Below are 15,726 nucleotides of genomic sequence, written 5' to 3' on the forward strand. Positions count from 1 at the left end.
TCGCCTCCTCACGGCGTCGGAGTGAAGTCCTCCGGGAAGTGGTCGATCGCGCTGCGGACGGGGTTGGGAGTCAGACCGCCCATCGCGCACAGCGACCCGTCGGTCATCAGCTCGCAAAGATCGTTCAGCAGGGACAGGTTCCCGTCGGCGTCCTCGCCGCCGACGATCCGGTCGATCACCTCGACCCCGCGCGTGGCGCCGACCCGGCACGGCGTGCACTTGCCGCAGGACTCCTCCGCGCAGAACTCCATCGCGAAGCGGGCCATCGCCGCCATGTCCACCGTGTCGTCGAAGACCACGATGCCGCCGTGCCCGACCATCGCCTCCGCCTCGGCGAACGCCTCGTAGTCCATCGGCAGGTCGAGCTGCGAGGCGGGCAGGTACGAGCCGAGCGGCCCGCCGACCTGCACGGCGCGGACCGGCCTGCCGGTCAGCGTGCCGCCGCCGTAGTCGTTGACGAGCTTGCCCAACGGGATGCCGAACGCGGTCTCGAACACTCCGCCGCGCGCGATGTTGCCTGCCAGCTGGAACACCTGGGTGCCGCGCGAACGCTCGACACCGAGCGCGGCGTAGGCCTTGCCGCCGTCGGCGAGGATCGCCGGAACGCTGGCCAGTGTCAGCACGTTGTTGACGACGGTCGGCTTGCCGAACAGCCCGGTGATCGCGGGAATCGGCGGCTTGGCGCGCACCATCCCCCGCTTGCCCTCCAGGCTCTCCAGCATGGAGGTCTCCTCGCCGCAGATGTACGCGCCCGCGCCTACCCGCACGAACAGGTCGAAATGCAGGCCCGAGCCGAGCACGTCCTCGCCGAGCCAGCCCTGCGCGTAGGCGATGTCGATGGCACGGCGCATCGTGTTCACGGCGTCCGGGTACTCCGAACGGATGTAGATGTAGCCCTCGCGGGCGCCGACCGAGTGCGCGGCGATCGTCATGCCCTCGATGAGGCAGAACGGGTCGCCCTCCATGAGCATCCGGTCGGCGAACGTGCCGCTGTCGCCCTCGTCGGCGTTGCAGCACACGAACTTCAGCTCGCCCGGCGTGTCCAGCACCGTCTCCCACTTGATGCCCGCCGGGAAGCCCGCGCCGCCGCGGCCGCGCAGCCCGGACTCGGTCACCTCGGCGACCACCTCGGCCGGTGTGGCCTCGAGCGCCTTGCGCAGACCGGCCATGCCGCCGCCCGCCACGTAGTCCTCGGGCGAGAGCGGGTCGATGACCCCGACCCTGGCGAAGCACAGCCGCTGCTGGTCGCGCATCCACGGCAGCTCGTCGACCACTCCTTGCCGCAGCGGGTGGTCCGCGCCTTCGAACAGGCCGGCGGCGACCAGTTCGGGCACCGCGCCCGCGGTCACCGGGCCGTAGCCCACCCTGCCCTCGCCGGTCTCCACCTCGACGAAGGGTTCGAGCCATAGCATGCCGCGCGAGCCGTTGCGCACCAGCCGGATCTGCTCCCCGGCGTCCGCGGCCTCCCGCTGGATCGCCGCCGCCACCGCGTCGGCGCCGACCGAGGTCGCCGCCGAGTCGCGCGGCACGTACACCGTGATCATGTGGTCTCCTGTGTTCTGCGGGGCACCCGCGCCCGGTCGGCGTTCGTGAGCGGGGGCTTCGCAAGTTTCGCTCACGACGCCTCCGTGTTCTGCGGGGCACCCGCGCCCGGTCGGCGTTCGTGAGCGGGGGCTTCGCAAGTTTCGCTCACGACGCCTCCGTGTCCGCCAGGATCTCGATCAGCCTGCTCCGGTCGAGCCGCCCGTACATCCGGCCGTTGATCTGACCGGCGGGGCCCAGCGCGCAGTTGCCGAGGCAGAACACCTGATCGAGCGTCACCGAGCGGTCCGGCGTGGTCTGGCCGGGCTTGACCCCGAACACCTGCTCGGCGTCGGCCACCAGCTTCTCGGCGCCGACCGACTGGCAGGCCTCCGCGCGGCACAGCCGTACCGTGGCCGCACCCGCGGGCTCGGAACGGAAGTCCGAGTAGAACGTGATGACGCCGTGCACGTCGGCGCGGGACATGTTGAGCTCCGCGGCCAGCAGCGGCACGACCTCGGGATCGATGTAGCCGAACTCGGCCTGGATGGCGTGCAGGATGGGCAGCAGCGCCCCCCGCTCGTCCCTGTGCGCCTCGACCACGGCGCGTACCCGCTCCGCGACCGGGGCCCCGGCGCTGTCGATCGCCATACGGCCTCCTTCCTCTCGCGGTCATCGCGCGACCACGATCGCGTGGACGGGCCCTCTGCGCGCCGGGCGATCTGACTGCCCGGTGCTGGGCGGGCACCCCCACCATAGCTGTATACCGTATACACCGACTATGGTACTCGTGCGGTGACGGGGACAACAAGGGTACTTTCGGCAGGGTCGCACTGTCAGGACCGCGCGCCTCGCCTAGTGCGGCTGGTTGCGACTCGTGAGTGGCTACACGAGTTAGAACTCGCCTCCGCACTCACGAGCGGTGACCAGCGCTCGTGCCCACGATCACCCTGGTTGTGTTTGGCTGGCGGTATGGATTTCGAGTCGGTCGCCGACGAGCTGTACGGCGTGGACCGCGACGAGTTCACGGCGGTGCGCGACGAGCGGGCCGCGGCCGCTCGTGCGGCGGGCGACAAGGAGCTGGCCAAGCGGATCGGTGGCCTGCGCAAACCGACGAGCGCCGCCGCGCTGGTCAACGGCCTCGCGCGGGCCCGGCCGGACGAGGTGGGCCGGCTCGGTGAGGTCGGGGACGCGCTGCGCGAGGCGCATGCCGAGCTGGCCGGTGAGCGGCTGCGCGCGCTGTCGCGGCAGCGCCACGAACTCGTCCGGGCGCTCACCGAGCAGGCCGTCGAGCTCTCCGGCACGAAGGTGAGCGAGTCGGTGACCCGGGAGGTCTCCGAGACACTCGAAGCCGCGCTGGCGGATCCGGAGGCCGGGCGCGCGGTGGCCGAAGGCAGGCTCACCTCGGCGCTGCGGCCGGATACCGGCTTCTCGGGCGACTGGATGGCGGTCGGGCCGCCGAGGAAACCGGCGGCAGGCGGTAAGGACGGCAAGAGCGCGAACGGCAAGAAGAAGGACGGCAAGAGCAAGGACGACAGGGCCGAGATCGCCCGGCGCAGGCGCGAGGAGCTCAAGCAGGCCAGGGCGGCGCTGGCCGAGGCCCGTTCGGCACGGGACGACGCCGGTGCTGAACTGCGCGCCGCCGAACGCGAGGAGGCCAAGGCCCGCAGGCGCACCGAGGCGGCGCGCAAGGCGCTCGACGCGGCGGCCGACGAGGTCGAAAGGGCCGAACGCGCCGTGGCCGAGCTGAACCCCTCCTCCTGAACGTCCTTACGAGCCGGTGGCGAGAGCCAGGTACTTGGTGTCCAGGTACTCCTCGATTCCCTCGGCGCCGCCCTCCCGGCCGAAGCCGGACGCCTTCACCCCGCCGAAGGGTGCCGCCGGGTTCGACACGATGCCCGTGTTGATCCCGGCCATCCCGGTCCGCAGCCGCTCGCCGACCCGCAGCGCACGGTCGAGGTCGCGGGTGAACAGGTAGCCGACCAGGCCGAACTCGGTGTCGTTCGCCAGCGCGACGGCTTCATCCTCGTCGGCGAACGTGGTGATCGGCGCGACCGGGCCGAACACCTCCTCCCGCAGGATGCGTGCCTGCCCGGGGACGTCCGCGAGCACCGTGGGCGGGTAGAAGTACCCGGTCCCGGTCCCGGTCCCGGTCCCGGTCTCCGGCTCGCCGCCGGTCGTCGCACGTGCCCCTCGCTCGCGGGCGTCGTCGACCAGCTCGCGCACCTTCTGCCGCTGGTCCTCGCTGACCAGAGGTCCGACGGCGACGCCGTCCTCGGTGCCGTGCCCAGTCTTCAGGGCGGACATCTTCTCGGTGAGCCGCCGGGTGAACTCCCCGGCGACCGACTCGGCGACGTGGAAGCGGTTCGCCGCCACGCACGACTCGCCGTTGTTGCGCATCTTCGCCGTCACGGCGCCCTGGACCGCGGCATCGAGGTCGGCGTCGGAGAACACCAGGAACGGCGCGTTGCCGCCCAGCTCCATCGACATCCGCTGAAGGTTCGCCGAACACTGCTCGACGAGCGTGCGGCCGACCTCGGTGGAGCCGGTGAAGGACAGCTTGCGCACCCGGGCGTCGGCCAGCACCGGGTTCACGATGCTGCTTGCGGACGTGCTCGGCACGACGTTCAGCACGCTGCCCGGCAGCCCGGCCTCGCGCAGCAGCTCCGCCAGGTTGAGCATCGACAACGGGGTGAGCTGCGGTGGCTTGACGATCATCGTGCAGCCGGCCGCCACCGCGGGCCCGATCTTGCGTGTGCCCATCGCGAGCGGGAAGTTCCACGGTGTGACCAGCAGGCACGGGCCGACCGGCTGCTTGGTGACGAGCGTGCGCCCGCCGCCCGCGGGGTTGCGCGTGTAGCGCCCGTCGATGCGCACCGCCTCCTCGGAGAACCAGCGGAAGAACCCCGCCGCGTAGGAGACCTCGGCCCGCGACTCGGTGAGGCTCTTGCCCATTTCGAGTGTCATCAGCCGGGCCAGGTCCTCGGCGCGGTCGGTCATCAGCTGCCACGCCCTGCGCAGGATCTCGCCGCGCTCGCGCGGCGCGGTCCGCGCCCACTCGTCCTGCGCGGCGACCGCGGCCTCCACGGCGGCCTCCGCATCGGCGCCCTGGCCGTCGGCGATGTCGCACAGCCGCTGCTCGCTGCCTGGGTCGTCGACGCCGAACGTGCCGCCGCCATCAGCGTCGCGCCACTTGCCGTCGATGAGAAGCCGCTTGGGAACGGTGGCGATGACGTCGTCCATGTGCGCTGGCTACCCGGGTCGAGGTGGGGTGACACCTGGCAGCGGAAACGTCGATGCAACCGGAACCCGGCGCCGGTGCGTCCTGTCCGGTATGCGTGCTCTCCCTGCTCTCGCGCTACTCATGATCGCCGCCGCGGGCTGTGGTTCCTCGGTGGGTACCGGTGACGGGCGGCCGTGCACCGAGATCGGCGCGCGAGTCGGCATCGGGGTGCAGGTCGCGCCGCCGCCCGCGGGCACGAGCCTGCGCGAGGCCGCCGTCGAGGCGTGCTGGGAAGGGTCGTGCCGGACCGTGCCGGTCGAGCTGTCCCCCGCGACCGAGGTCGCGGAGACCACCTGCACCGGTGAAGGCCCGGACGACCCGTGCTCGGCCCGGCTGCGGGAGACCGGCGGGTATACCGGGTTCGCGCCCATGTCCGGCCTGCCCACCGGCCCGGTCCAGGTGACGCTCACGGTGACCGACGCCGACGGCGAGCGGTTCGCGCACCGCACGCTGGAGGTCACGCCGGAGCTCGTCTACCCGAACGGCCCCGACTGCGAGCCGGGCGGGCCGCAGGCTCAGCTGGAGGTCGACGAGCAGGGCCGGGTGCGGTAGCCGGGGCGGCCGGCTCACTTCGCCGCCGCGGCCTTCGATCTGGCGTGATACGTGTGGTGCCGTGGGAAGAGCTCCTCCAGCGTCAATGGCTGGCTGGTCAGGCTGCGCACGCCGACCTCGCTGAGCTGCCTGAGCACCTGGTCGAGGCCGTTCGTCTCGACGTCGAACCGCACATGGTTGCCGTCGACCCGCAGGTTGTGCACGTGGGGTTCGGAGAGCCCGTCCGGCCACGGGCGCGGTCCGGCCAGCTCGGCGGAGATCGAGGTGCGGGTGAGGTGCCGCAGCTCGTCGAGGGTGCCGGACTCGACGGCGCGGCCGCCCGAGACGATGCTCACCCGGTCGCACAGGGACTCGACCTCGGCGAGGACATGGCTGGCGAGCAGGATGGTGCGGCCCTGTTCGCGTTCCTCGTGGAGGGCGTACTGGAAGGTGGCCTCCATTAGCGGGTTCAGGCCCGTGGTGGGCTCGTCCAGGATCAGCAGGTCGATGTGCGAGGACGGCGAGGAGAGCGCCGTCACGACGGCCACCTTCTGCCGGTCGCCCTTGGAGTAGTCGCGGCACTTCCTCGTGGGGTCGAGGTCGAAGCGCTCGACGAGTTCCTTGCGGCGTCGCTGATCCAGTCCGCCACGCAGCCGCCCGAGCAGGTCGATCACCTCGCCGCCGGAGAGGTCCGGCCAGAGATCGACGTTGCCGGGCACGTAGGCGAGCCGGCGGTGCAGCTTCGCGGCGTCCCGCCACGGATCGCCGCCGAGCAGGCGCACCGTCCCCTCGTCGGCGTGCAGGAGACCGAGCAGGATCCGTGCGGTGGTCGACTTGCCGGATCCGGTGGGCCCCAGGAAGCCGTGCACCTCGCCGGTGGCGACCGACAGATCGAGGCCGTCGAGGGCCACCGTCCGGCCGAACGACTTGCGGAGGCCGGAAACGAAGATGGCGTCGTCCACGATCGCAAAAGTACAGTTGTTTTATAAAGTTGTGAAGTTAAGAAAATATATTGACCGGATGATCGCCGCCCGCCGTACCGGAGAGGATGGAAGGCATGTCCGACCGATCCCAGCCTGAGCGTGATCCCGGCTCGGCACGCGACGAGGAAGCAGTCCGCAGCTACATCGAGGACCTCGCGCTGACGCTGACGCAACTCGGCATGCCGCGGATGCCGTCGCGGGTGTTCGCCGCGCTGACCGCCTCCGACAGTGGCCGGATGAACGCCGCCGAACTCGCCGAGAAGTTGAGCGTCAGCCCCGCGGCCATCTCCGGCGCCGTCCGCTACCTGGAACAGGTCGGGATGGTCGGAAGGGAACGGGGACCCGGTGAGCGGCGGGACCACTACCGGCTCTACGACGACCTCTGGTTCGCGTCCTTCCTCAAGCGCGACCGAATGATGCGGATGTGGCGCGACGCCACCGTCCAGGGAGTGGCGGCCCTCGGCGCCGACACCCCCGCGGGCAGGCGGCTCGCCAGCATGGCGGACTTCCTCGACTTCATGGTGAAGGAGATCCCCGCGCTGTTCGAGCGGTGGCAGCAGGAGCGGGATGAGCGCGAGCGCCGCGCGGGCTGACCTGGTACCCGGCTCGTGAGTGGCTACACGAGTTAGAACTCGCGTAGCCACTCACGACCCTGCGGCTCGGCGACCCCGGAGAAATTTCTTCGGTTCTCGTGTATCTGGACGGCCTCCCGCTGCGTCCTATGGGGCAGTAACGAGTTCGATCGCCTGGAGGATGCATGAGCGCCGACCACCCCTGCGTGGCGGAGATCGCGACGATCCGCGATTCCCTCGCCGGGATCGGTGACCCGTGGCGGTGCGGCGAGACCCGGCTGAGCAGGCTTTCCGCCGAGTCACGCAGGGCGAGGCTCGGCGTCCCCGCCCCGTCCGCAGAGGAGATCACCGCGCGGGCCGACGTCCCGGCCCGGATGGCCGACGTCGCGCTCCGCGCGGCCGGTGCGCCGGTGGCCGCCGTGCACGCACCGACCCCGCACCTTCCCCCGGCGTTCGATCTGCGCGATGTCGGTGGCCGCAACTACGTCACCCTGGTCAAGGACCAGGGCGAATGCGGCTCGTGCAGCGCGTTCGGCGCGATCGCGGCGCTGGAGAGCACGGCGGCGTACACCAGGGGCGCCCCCGGTCTCGGGCTGGACCTGTCCGAGGCGCACGCGTTCTTCGGCCACGCCGCGGCCCGCGAGGCCATAACGCCCGACGGCACCTGGCCGGACGAGCTGCTCCAGGACTTCGTCACGCTCGGGGTGACGTTCGAGGACCACTACCCGTACTCCGACGACGACTCCGGCTCGCTCGACCCGCGCTGGACCGACCGGGTCGCCCGGGCGGAGGACGTCGTCGACCTCAGCCGTGATCCCGCGGCGATCAAGCAGCACATCTACGGCTACGGGCCGGTCACCGCCTGCCTGGTCGTCTACGACGACCTCTTCCACTACACCGGCGGCGTCTACCGGCACACCACCGAGCAGACCAGCGGCGGGCACTGCGTCGCGCTCGTCGGCTGGGACGACGAGGCGGGCTGCTGGATCGCCAAGAACTCGTGGGGCCCGGAGTGGGGCGAGGACGGTTTCCTCCGTATCGCGTACGGCGAGGCCTACATCGAGGACTACCCCGATCCGCGGCCGACGACCCTCGGCTGCACCGGGGTGAACTTGCGGGGCTGGCTGCCCGCGCAGCGCGCGCTGCGGTTGTTCGCCACCGCCCACGACGCCAACGGCTGGGTCTACCTGGAGAACCTGGGCTGGACCCGCCTGTCCGGAGGAGCACACAGCACCACCAACAAGCTCGCGATGCTGACCTTCGCCAGGGCGAACGGCGGCGTGATCGCGCCGTACATCGTCGACGACGAACTCAGCATGATCCAACTCGTCCAGTGAAACACCGAACAACCACAGCACCGAACAACGACGACCGAGGGGAGCACGATGTCCGACGACACCGTGACCGAGAAGCCCGAGCAGGCGGAGCCGGTCGACCCGGACAGCCCGGACGCACCGCCGCCCGCACCCCCGACCGGCTGGGACCCGTACGCCCCGCCGCCTGCGCCCACCGGCTGGGATCCGTACTCGCCGCCTCCCGCGCCGCCCGCACCGGCCGGCTGGGACCCGTACGCGCCGCCGCCTGCGCCCACCGGCTGGGATCCGTACTCGCCGCCGCCCCGGCCGGCCACGCCGCCTGCGCCCCCCGGCTGGGATCCGTCCTCGCCGCCGCCCCGGCCGGCCACGCCGCCTGCGCCCCCCGGCTGGGATCCGTCCTCGCCGCCGCCCCGGCCGGACCCGCCGCCTGCGCCCACCGGCTGGGATCCGTACTCGCCGCCGCCCCGGCCGGACACGCCGCCTGCGCCCACCGGCTGGGACCCCTACACGCCGCCACCCGTGCAGGGCGGTGCCGCGCCGCCGCGGCCCGCCCCCGTCGGCAACGGCTCCGGTGCGGTGTCCGGTGGCTGGGTCCACCACCGGTTCATCACGCACCTCTGGTCCTACAACGCCTCGCCCGGCGTGTGGGCCGGGGTGCAGGGCGTCGGCTGGAAGCGGCTCTCACCCGCTTCGGAGTCGGGGCACAGCCATCTGACCATGCTCGCCCTGCTGGCCAGGAACAACCGGCTGGCGGTGTCCTACCACGAGGACGCGCACGGGCAGATCGACCAGCTCGTGGTCTGAGGAGCTGCCCGCAGAGGCTGGTGGCGGCCGGCAGTCGAGGGGGCCGTCGGCCGCCACCACCCCGGACCACGGTCCGGGAGCAAGAAAACGGGAGGGGCAGTGGCACTGGTCCGGCTCGCGCAGTCCGATGCGGGGCGCACAGCGGAACTGCGTGTCGGGGACACGGTGGAGCTACGCCTACCGGAAATCCGGACGTCCGGATACCAGTGGTCACTGCGCCTGCCGGAAGGGGTCCGGCTGGTCGTCGACGAGTACGTCCGTGGGGGTGATGACCATCCGGAAGCGGAGTCCCGCGGGGCTGGGACTCCAGGGGGAGGTGGGGTACGCCGGCTGGCGCTCGACGTCGTGGGCGCCGGTCGGCACCTCATCGAGGCCGAGTTGGCGCGGTCCTGGGAGACCAGGCCGCGCCGCTCGGTCGTTTTCGTACTGTCCGCTAGGCCGAACGAGTGAGCTATGTATCCCAGTTTCCCCAGTGCCCTCCTTTGTTCCGACAAGCCCGAGATACTGCCAGCGCCGACTTGACTAGCGCGTACCTGGAGGGCTGCTGCGGTGACCGACGCTCGAACCGCCGAGGCGGATCCTCCGTGGGAGGGTCTGCGGGGTCACGACCTGTACGCGGCATGCATGCACGAGGCGCGGGTGGGTAACCGTGCGGCCATGAACCGGCTCGTTACCGAGCTGACTCCGCTCGTGTGGCAGGTGGCGCGGGGCAACGGGCTCGACGCGCACACCGCCGAGGACGTGGTGCAGACGGTGTGGCTCGCCCTGTTCCGGCACCTGGACCGGCTCACCGACGCAAGGGCGCTGGCCGCCTGGTTGATCACCACGACGCGCCGGGAGGCCCAGCGTGTCGGCAAGAAGCCGCGGTCAATGCCGTTGACCGACGAGCTCGCGGAGGCCGTGCCGAGCACCCAGCCCGCGCCTGAGGCGGAGGCCGTGCGCGTGGACCGCGACCGGCGGCTCTGGCAGGCGTTCGGCGAGCTGCCGCAGCGGTGCCAGGAGCTGCTGCGGCTGACGGTTCTCGCGGGGCGTGCGGAGTACCGGCTCGTCGCCGAGACCCTGCGCATGCCCCACGGCAGCATCGGTCCGACCCGGAGCCGATGCCTGAAGACGATGCGGGACCTGCTGGAAGCTCAAGGGGGCAGCGCATGAAAGAGGGCACCTACCCTGACGACGACACGCTGCTAGCCGAGCTCGGCCGGGTCGTCGACCAGGTCGACCCGCCCCCGGCGGGTCTGGCCGAGCGTGTCCAGTTCGCACTCGCCCTGGAAGACCTCGACGTCGAGGTCGCCCGCTGGGAACGGGCGGACGCCATGGCGGGTGTGCGCAGCGTGGATCAGGGCACCATCACGTTCACGGTCAGCGACCTCACCGTGATGATCAACCTCACGAAGGTCGGCATGGGCCATCGCATCGACGGCTGGCTGGTGCCCGAGGGGGAGTACGGGGTCGAGGTCCGGGTCGCGGGGCACGGCTCCTCGTCGACCACCGCGGACGACGGTGGCCGATTCGTGCTCGACTCCGTGCCGCGCGGAACCACCCAGATAGTGGTGTACATCGACGGCGCTTCGTGTCGCCGCACGGTGGTCACACCCGCCGTTGTGCTGTAGCTCGTCCGGGCGAAGACCGCGGTTGACTGATGTGCTCATATAGACCGCGTGCGCGGTGCCTCCCAATCGAATCGAGCCCTCGCCGCCGTCCTGGACCTGCATCGCCGGGCCAACGACGCGGCCGGCAGCGCACACAACATCGAGGCCATCCGGCTGCTGCGCCGCGCACTGCGCCGCCTTGACGCGGCGCCGGATACCGGAGCCGACCGCGTCGCGGCACGAATCCGGGTGCTGATCAGCCTGGCGCTGGCCACCTCCGAGGTCGGTTCCACCGCTGAGGGCTTCGCGGGCCTGCGTGCGGCTGAGGAGCAACTCGGCAACCTGCCGGACGGCCGGGACCGGCGGACCCTGCCCGCGGTGATCTCCGGACAGCGTGCCCTGCTGCTGTTCCGCATCGGCCGCCCGGCCGAGTCGCTGGCGCTGTTCGACGCCATCATCCCGACGCTGGAACGCGGTGGCGGTGACAGTGACGACGACGGGCTGCTGCTCACCCGCACCGTCACCAACCGGGCCCAGATCCATGCCGAGATGGGCAACCTCGACGCCGCGTCCAGGGACTTCCAGCGAGCGCTCACGCTGGCCGCCGAACACGGGCACACCCGGCTGGCCGGCAAGGCCCGGCACGGGCTCGGCGACCTCGCGCAGCTCACCGGGGATATCCCCGGCGCACTGCGCCACTACGACGAGGCGGCCCGGATCCTGGAGTCCGCGGCACCGGGCTGGGTGGCCAGGGTACGGCTGGACCAGGCGCGGGCACTGCTGGTCGCGGGCCTGGCGGAAGAGGCGGCCCGGCATCTCGACGAGGCGCTGCCCGACCTGCGCCGCAACCGCGTGATCCAGGACGTCGCCGAGGCGGAGGTCGCGCGGGCGGCCGCTGCCATGCTCCAGGGCGACTACGAGATGGCCCGGCGGCTCGCGGTCGCAGCCCGCCGCCGGTTCCTGCGCCGGGGCAACCGGCCGTGGGCGGAGGTCGCCGCGCTCACCCGGCTGCGCGCCGACACGATGGCGGTGCTGGCCGGGGACGCCCGCCCGCCCGCGCCGCTGCCCGCGAACCTCGTCGGTCTCGCCGACCGGCTCGCCGATCTCGGCCTGCGCGACGAGACGGCGGCGGCACGGCTGCTCGCGGTCCGGCTGCTGTTGCGCCGTGGCTCGGTGGCAGCGGCGAAGGAACAGCTCGCGCGCGTGCCGAACCCGCAGCGGACCTCGCCGGTGGACCACCGGATGCTGCTGCGGCTGTGCCGGGCGGAACTGGCCGTCGCCGAGGGCCGGGTGCGCTCGGCGCTGGCGCAGGCGCGCAACGGGCTGGCCGAGCTCGGCTGGGCCAGGGACCGCATGGGCGGCCTCGACCTGCTCTGCGGCACCGCGGTCCACGGTCAGGAGCTGGGCGGGCTCGCCGTCGGGATGGTGCTCTCCCGGGCACGTGGGCAGGCAGGTGCCCGGCGGCTGTTCGCGTGGCAGGAACGCACCCGCGCGCAGGTCTACCGCTACGAGCCGCTGCCCGCGATCGACGATCCGGTGCTGGCGAGGCACATCACCGAGATGCGGCAGGTACAGCGCACCGTTCAGCAGCGCAGGCTCGGGGGCAAGCCTGTGACGATGCTCGAACACCGCTACGCCTGGCTGCAGCGGGAGGCCAGCAGGCTCGGCTGGTACACGAGCCAGTGGGGCAGGCCCCGTCCGGTGTCCGCGCCGGAGGAGGTCGCGGAGCGGCTCGGCGACCGGGTACTGGTGAGCCTGGTCGGCAACGGTGACTCACTGGCGGCCGTGGTCGTGCGTGACGGCCGGTTCCGGCTGGTGCGGCTCGGTTCGCTCGCCGAGGCCGTGGAGATCACCAAGCAGCTGCACGCCGATCTCGACGCGCTCGCCCCGGACCAGCTCCCGGAGCCGCTGGTTACCGCTGTCAGCGGCTCCGCCCGCCGGCGCGCCGCCCGGCTGGACGAGCTGCTGGTCCGGCCGCTGGCGGACCAGCTCGGCGACCGGGAGCTGGTGATCGTCCCGCTCGGCTCGCTGTACGCGCTGCCCTGGGCGGCGCTGCCGTCGCTGCGGGGCAGGCCGCTGTCGGTGGCGCCGTCGGCGACGGCCTGGCTGGCGGCGGTCAGCGGCCCACGGCCCGAACCGGTGGTGCTGGTCGGCGGGCCCGGCGTGCCCGGTGCGGTCGGGGAGGTGCGGCAGCTGCGGGCGGTCTATCCGGGTGCGCGGCTGGTGGAGGGCGAGGACGCCACCAGCGCCGCCGTGCTCTCCGCGCTGGACGGCTCCGGGCTGGCGCACCTGGTGGCGCACGGCGCCCATGAGCCGGCCAACGCGCTGTTCTCGCGGCTGGAGCTGGTGGACGGCCCGCTGTTCGCGCACGAGACGGCGCGGCTGGGCCGGCCTCCTGAGCGGGTCGTGCTCGCGGCGTGCGAGCTGGCGATGAGCCACATCCGGCCAGGCGAGGAGGCGCTGGGATTCGCGGGCGCCCTGTTGGCCAGCGGCTCGCGGACCGTGGTCGGCGCGGTCGCCAGGGTCGGCGACCGTGCGGCGGCGGACGCCATGACCGACCTGCATCGCAGGCTCGCGGCGGGCACCTCACCGGCCGTCGCGCTCGCCGAGGCCACGGCGGTGGACCCGCTGCGCCGGCCGTTCCTGTGCCTCGGCTCGGGGTGAACCCGGCGCTCAGCCGCGCTCGGCGGCGCGGACCAGGCGGGCGGAGAGGAAGCGGATCGCGCCGAGCAGCAGGACCCGGGCGAGCGGTCCCGTGCCGGGCAGCGCCTCGGTGAACGAACCCCGCCAGCACAGCTCCGTGCCGCCCTCGGCGACGGGCGTGAACAGCACCTCGGCGCGGTAGTCGCGCACCGGCGCGGGCGGGCCGGCGAAGGTGTACACGTGCCTGCGATCGGCCTCGTACTCGATGGTCTGCTCGTGCATCAGGAGCGGCCAGGCGCCGACCTTGCGGATCGCCCCCACCCCGCCCGGGTCGGGGTCGCCCCGCCGTTCCCAGCCGGACACGACGATCAGTGGCTTCGCCCACTCCGACCACAGCGCGCCGTCGGTCTCCAGCCGGAACAGCTCCCGCGGCGGCGCACTGCTCGTCCGCCGGACCTCGAACGAGTACGTCCCGCCCACCGTCGGCCTCCTCTGCTCACGCGATTCACTCGATGTCCGCAAGACCCTAAACGGCGTCAGTCAAGATGGCGGCGTGCGCCCGTCCCGTGCCGACTTCGCCCCGCCGCGCTGGCTGGTCCACCTGCTGCGCAGCACGACCACGCCGGTGCCCTGGTCACGGGCGGTGCGAGCCGCCGTCGCGCTGTCCGCCCCGCTGGCCGTGGCGTTCGCGCTCGGCGACGTCCGGATCGGCGCGCTGGTGTCCACCGGGGCACTGCCGACGCTGCTCGCCGACTCCGCGGGGCCGTACCGGTACCGGGCACAGCGCCTCGGCGGGGCCGTCGGCGCCGCGGTGGCCGGCTTCGCGATCGGCCTGTTCACCAGCGCCGACCCGGCACTGTCCATCCCCGCGGTCGTACTGGTCGCCGCGATCTCGGCGCTGATCAGCGCCGCGGGCAGCAACGCCTCCGTCGCCGCGCTGCAACTGCTCGTGTTCACCGTGCTCGGCACCGGCCAGCACGCGCTCGGCACCGAGCCGGAAGCCGCCTTCGTGGCCTTCTGCGCGGGCGGGGCGTGGGGGCTGCTCGTGGCCCTCGTCGGCTGGACGGTGCACGCCACCTCGCCCGAACGCAGCGCCGTCGCGCAGGTCTACATCGAGCTCGCCGGGATGCTCTCGGCCGGCGACGCGGCTACGTCGCTGGCCGCCCGGCAGCAACTGACCAGCGCGCTGAACACCGCCTACGACCGGCTGCTCACCGCCCGCTCGTGGCTGTCCGGGCGGGACGCGACCTACCGGGAACTGCTCAACCTGCTCTCCGCGAGCACTCCCGCGGTGGAGGCGTCGGTGGCCGTGGTCAACGCGGGCAGCCGGGTGCCCCGCGAGCTGGTCGAGCACTTCACGGCACTCGCGACGGCCGTGCTGGCCCGGGCGCCGCTACCGGAGCCGCCGCGCGGGAGTTCCGACGACCAGGCGGTCGCGGCCCTCTACGCGGCACTGGCCAGGATCGGCAAGGGCGAGCCCCGCGAGCGGCGCGCCCGTGTCCCGCCCTGGCAGCGGGTCGCCGAATGGGGGCGCTCGCTCACGTCCGGTCCGCTCACCTGGATCGCCGCGCTGCGCCTGACCCTCTGCGTCGCGCTCGCGGAACTGGTCGGCGTGCTGGTGCCGACCGAGCGCTCGTACTGGATCACGCTCACGGTGGGGATCGTGCTGAAGCCGGACTTCGGCTCGGTGTTCGGCCGCGCCGTGCTGCGCGGGCTCGGCACGGTCGTGGGCGTCGGGTTCGGTGCGGCCGTGCTCGGGCTGGGCGTGCACGGTCTCGCCCTCGTGGTGCTGGTCGCGCTGTTCGCGGCGGGCGCGGCGATCGGCAAGGTCCGCAACTACGGCATCCTCAGCGCGTTCATCACGCCGCTCATCATCGTGCAGATGGACCTGACGGCCGGTGGCGACTGGCCGCTGGTGCTCGCCAGGCTGGTGGACACCGCTCTGGGCTGCGCGATCGTGCTCGTGTTCGGCTATCTGCTCTGGCCCGGCAGCAGGCGGCCGAGGGTCGGCGGGCGGCTGGCGGAGGTCGCCGAGACCGTCGCCGGTTACGTCGAGCGCGGACTTCTGCCCGCCACGACGGCCCACGACCGGGCCGAACGCTCCCGCTGCCGCCGCCGGGCCTACCGCGGGCTCGCCGACCTGCGTACCGCGTTCCAGCAGGTGGTGGTCGAGCCCTCCGCCGCGGGCAGGCAGGCGGCCGCGTGGTGGCCGGCGATCGTGGCGCTCGAACGCGTCACCGACGCCGTGACGGAGGTCGTCGTCGCGGTGGAGCACGGCGCCGAGCCGCCCGGCGAGGCCGCTGTGCGCCTGCTCACCGGCGCGCTCGGCGAGCTCGCGACCGCGGTCCGGCAACAGCGCGAACCCGCCGAGGTGGAGCTCCCTGGCACCGACCGGCTCGCCGGTGTGACCGACGCGCTGGAGGCCGCGTTCGACGCCGTACGCGGCCCCGGCTTCACGCGGACTTGACGGTTCCGGTGTTTCTG

At 72.6% G+C, this 15,726-nt stretch carries 15 protein-coding genes; 10 read left to right on the forward strand and 5 right to left on the reverse strand.

The genetic code is table 11. The features are described from left to right. Positions 1-8 precede the first annotated feature (8 nt). Both JAP66_RS02515 and JAP66_RS02520 read right to left on the reverse strand, forming a co-directional pair. Complete coding sequence (locus tag JAP66_RS02515) at positions 9-1,544, reverse strand: formate dehydrogenase beta subunit (protein ID WP_199429807.1); 1,536 nt, start codon at positions 1,542-1,544, stop codon at positions 9-11. Between the two features lie 145 nt (positions 1,545-1,689). Continuing rightward, the gene (locus JAP66_RS02520) at positions 1,690-2,172 is read right to left on the reverse strand and encodes an NADH-quinone oxidoreductase subunit NuoE family protein (protein WP_199429809.1); all 483 of its coding nucleotides are present in this window, start codon (positions 2,170-2,172) and stop codon (positions 1,690-1,692) included. A 321-nt stretch (positions 2,173-2,493) separates the two neighbouring features. Here JAP66_RS02520 and JAP66_RS02525 point away from each other — a divergent pair, with 321 nt between their 5' ends. Continuing rightward, on the forward strand, positions 2,494-3,285 hold the full coding sequence (locus tag JAP66_RS02525; protein WP_199429810.1) for a hypothetical protein: 792 nt from the start codon (positions 2,494-2,496) through the stop codon (positions 3,283-3,285). Between the two features lie 6 nt (positions 3,286-3,291). On the opposite strand, the gene JAP66_RS02530 is transcribed toward JAP66_RS02525, so the two are convergent. After that, positions 3,292-4,764: an NAD-dependent succinate-semialdehyde dehydrogenase gene (locus JAP66_RS02530; RefSeq protein WP_199429812.1), complete on the reverse strand. Its 1,473-nt coding sequence runs from the start codon at positions 4,762-4,764 to the stop codon at positions 3,292-3,294. Positions 4,765-4,855: 91 nt separating this feature from the next. Between JAP66_RS02530 and JAP66_RS02535 the strand changes: the two genes are divergently transcribed. Beyond that, a complete protein-coding gene (locus JAP66_RS02535; RefSeq protein ID WP_199429814.1) occupies positions 4,856-5,356 on the forward strand; it encodes a hypothetical protein in 501 nt (166 codons plus the stop codon). Between the two features lie 14 nt (positions 5,357-5,370). On the opposite strand, the gene JAP66_RS02540 is transcribed toward JAP66_RS02535, so the two are convergent. Continuing rightward, positions 5,371-6,297, reverse strand: coding sequence for an ABC transporter ATP-binding protein (locus JAP66_RS02540; protein ID WP_199429816.1), 927 nt, complete (start codon positions 6,295-6,297; stop codon positions 5,371-5,373). Positions 6,298-6,392: 95 nt separating this feature from the next. On the opposite strand from JAP66_RS02540, the gene JAP66_RS02545 reads away from it, so the two are divergent. The 7 genes from JAP66_RS02545 to JAP66_RS02575 all read left to right on the forward strand — a co-directional run bounded on the left by JAP66_RS02545 (position 6,393) and on the right by JAP66_RS02575 (position 13,263). Then, positions 6,393-6,911, forward strand: a complete 519-nt coding sequence (locus tag JAP66_RS02545; RefSeq protein WP_199429818.1) for a GbsR/MarR family transcriptional regulator — start codon at positions 6,393-6,395, stop codon at positions 6,909-6,911. Between the two features lie 164 nt (positions 6,912-7,075). Next, positions 7,076-8,227, forward strand: coding sequence for a C1 family peptidase (locus tag JAP66_RS02550; RefSeq protein WP_199429820.1), 1,152 nt, complete (start codon positions 7,076-7,078; stop codon positions 8,225-8,227). A 48-nt stretch (positions 8,228-8,275) separates the two neighbouring features. Continuing rightward, positions 8,276-9,010, forward strand: a complete 735-nt coding sequence (locus JAP66_RS02555; protein ID WP_199429822.1) for a hypothetical protein — start codon at positions 8,276-8,278, stop codon at positions 9,008-9,010. Between the two features lie 165 nt (positions 9,011-9,175). After that, entirely contained in the window at positions 9,176-9,460 is a 285-nt protein-coding gene (locus JAP66_RS02560; protein WP_307849418.1) for a protease inhibitor I42 family protein, read from the forward strand. A 99-nt stretch (positions 9,461-9,559) separates the two neighbouring features. After that, the gene (locus JAP66_RS02565) at positions 9,560-10,162 is read left to right on the forward strand and encodes an RNA polymerase sigma factor (RefSeq protein WP_199429826.1); all 603 of its coding nucleotides are present in this window, start codon (positions 9,560-9,562) and stop codon (positions 10,160-10,162) included. Further along, positions 10,159-10,620 (forward strand): carboxypeptidase regulatory-like domain-containing protein, encoded by a 462-nt coding sequence (locus tag JAP66_RS02570; protein WP_199429828.1) that lies wholly within the window; start codon positions 10,159-10,161, stop codon positions 10,618-10,620. The genes JAP66_RS02565 and JAP66_RS02570 overlap by 4 nt, the downstream gene beginning before the upstream one ends. A gap of 48 nt (positions 10,621-10,668) precedes the next feature. Further along, entirely contained in the window at positions 10,669-13,263 is a 2,595-nt protein-coding gene (locus JAP66_RS02575) for a CHAT domain-containing protein (protein WP_307849407.1), read from the forward strand. Between the two features lie 9 nt (positions 13,264-13,272). On the opposite strand, the gene JAP66_RS02580 is transcribed toward JAP66_RS02575, so the two are convergent. Further along, complete coding sequence (locus tag JAP66_RS02580; protein WP_199429830.1) at positions 13,273-13,722, reverse strand: SRPBCC family protein; 450 nt, start codon at positions 13,720-13,722, stop codon at positions 13,273-13,275. Positions 13,723-13,795: 73 nt separating this feature from the next. Between JAP66_RS02580 and JAP66_RS02585 the strand changes: the two genes are divergently transcribed. Next, the gene (locus JAP66_RS02585) at positions 13,796-15,709 is read left to right on the forward strand and encodes an FUSC family protein (RefSeq protein WP_199429832.1); all 1,914 of its coding nucleotides are present in this window, start codon (positions 13,796-13,798) and stop codon (positions 15,707-15,709) included. Positions 15,710-15,726 lie beyond the last annotated feature (17 nt).

Origin of the sequence: Qaidamihabitans albus (genome assembly GCF_016464705.1) — a bacterium.
In the GTDB taxonomy this organism is placed as follows: domain Bacteria; phylum Actinomycetota; class Actinomycetes; order Mycobacteriales; family Pseudonocardiaceae; genus Qaidamihabitans; species Qaidamihabitans albus.

What these genes read in the sequence shown, in the direction of transcription:
- JAP66_RS02520 (WP_199429809.1), bottom strand. Translation starts at nt 2,172, where the DNA reads ATGGCGATCGACAGCGCCGGGGCCCCGGTCGCGGAGCGGGTACGCGCC.
- JAP66_RS02525 (WP_199429810.1), top strand. Translation starts at nt 2,494, where the DNA reads ATGGATTTCGAGTCGGTCGCCGACGAGCTGTACGGCGTGGACCGCGAC.
- JAP66_RS02530 (WP_199429812.1), bottom strand. Translation starts at nt 4,764, where the DNA reads ATGGACGACGTCATCGCCACCGTTCCCAAGCGGCTTCTCATCGACGGC.
- JAP66_RS02545 (WP_199429818.1), top strand. Translation starts at nt 6,393, where the DNA reads ATGTCCGACCGATCCCAGCCTGAGCGTGATCCCGGCTCGGCACGCGAC.
- JAP66_RS02570 (WP_199429828.1), top strand. Translation starts at nt 10,159, where the DNA reads ATGAAAGAGGGCACCTACCCTGACGACGACACGCTGCTAGCCGAGCTC.
- JAP66_RS02535 (WP_199429814.1), top strand. Translation starts at nt 4,856, where the DNA reads ATGCGTGCTCTCCCTGCTCTCGCGCTACTCATGATCGCCGCCGCGGGC.
- JAP66_RS02555 (WP_199429822.1), top strand. Translation starts at nt 8,276, where the DNA reads ATGTCCGACGACACCGTGACCGAGAAGCCCGAGCAGGCGGAGCCGGTC.
- JAP66_RS02550 (WP_199429820.1), top strand. Translation starts at nt 7,076, where the DNA reads ATGAGCGCCGACCACCCCTGCGTGGCGGAGATCGCGACGATCCGCGAT.
- JAP66_RS02515 (WP_199429807.1), bottom strand. Translation starts at nt 1,544, where the DNA reads ATGATCACGGTGTACGTGCCGCGCGACTCGGCGGCGACCTCGGTCGGC.